The sequence below is a fragment of the uncultured Jannaschia sp. genome (assembly GCF_947494055.1).
GTDB lineage: Bacteria > Pseudomonadota > Alphaproteobacteria > Rhodobacterales > Rhodobacteraceae > Jannaschia.
This window is the reverse complement of sequence record NZ_CANLTR010000164.1, coordinates 1-636: the sequence shown is the minus strand read 5'-3', so window position 1 is coordinate 636 and position 636 is coordinate 1. Positions and strand designations below refer to the sequence as shown.

Here is a 636-nt window from a genome sequence, read left to right as displayed (position 1 = left end):
CCTGCGAAACCAGCACAGCGCGAACGTCGGTTCGTAGCGTGAAATCAGAACGCTAGACGTTGTTCAGAGCGGACTACAAACGTACGCTCTTCGAGCTTGCGGACTTCGGAGGTACCGACCACCGGTTCGTTTTTCTAATGTCGATCGCATCCTCTTCGGCCTTCACTTGCGTCGGAGAAGACGGTCCATTGGACCGTTTCCTGATCCCCCTTATGCCACCGAAGCAGCAGGTTAGGAGCGACGCCCTTGCGCCGGGCGACTGCAGAGACCGACCCGGCAAGAGTTAGGATCAAGGTTCATGCCCAACAGATGACGAGGGCCGCGAGGGCGATTGCTGAAAGGAAGACCTTTGGACTTCGGTCATAGCGGGTTGCCACACGCCTCCAGTCCTTGAGCCTGCCGAACATGACTTTGATCCGGTTTCGCCGCTTGTAGCGGCGCTTGTCCATTGCCCGGAAGTGCATTGCGCAGCAATGTCATGAGAGGGGTATCCGACTGGGGTCTTCCGCGTCTTCCGGCCGGGAATGCAGGCGCGTATCCCGATGTCCTGTGAGGCTTTTCGGAACCAGTCGGCATCATAGCCGCGATCGCCGAGCAGCCATTTGACTTTTGGCAGTCCACCGAGCAGTGCCCGTG

The 636-nt window shown here is 58.6% G+C and carries 1 pseudogene; it reads right to left on the bottom strand.

What is annotated here, in order from left to right:
- Positions 1 to 296 precede the first annotated feature (296 nt).
- Positions 297 to 636: pseudogene (locus tag Q1A87_RS23660) on the bottom strand (transposase); the annotation flags it as partial.